Origin of the sequence: Stenotrophomonas sp. GbtcB23, assembly GCF_019091045.1 — a bacterium.
In the GTDB taxonomy this organism is placed as follows: Bacteria; Pseudomonadota; Gammaproteobacteria; order Xanthomonadales; family Xanthomonadaceae; genus Stenotrophomonas; species Stenotrophomonas rhizophila_A.
The window spans coordinates 1-243 of the sequence record NZ_JAGXKC010000614.1; the positions used below are offsets into that span (position 1 = coordinate 1).

At 71.2% G+C, this 243-nt stretch carries 1 protein-coding gene; it reads left to right on the forward strand.

From position 1 onward, the window contains the following. Positions 1-243, forward strand: a 243-nt coding sequence (locus KVS69_RS20305) for a lipid II flippase MurJ (protein WP_302675402.1), incomplete at both ends; no start/stop codon positions are given.

The window sequence follows — 243 nt, forward strand, 5'->3', positions numbered from 1 at the left end:
CTCCGGCGGGCCGGACTGGGGCCTGCGCACCCCGCTGCTGATCGCCGTGCCGGCCAAGCTCGGCCTGATGCTGTGCGCCGAGCCGCTGATCCCCACGATCTTCCAGCATGGCCAGTTCACCGCCTTCGATCCCCGCATGACCGCGCTGACGGTGTACGGCCAGAGCTACGCCCTGCCGGCCTTCGCCCTGCACAAGGTGGTGCTGCCGGCGTTCTACGCCCGCCAGGACACCCGTACCCCGGT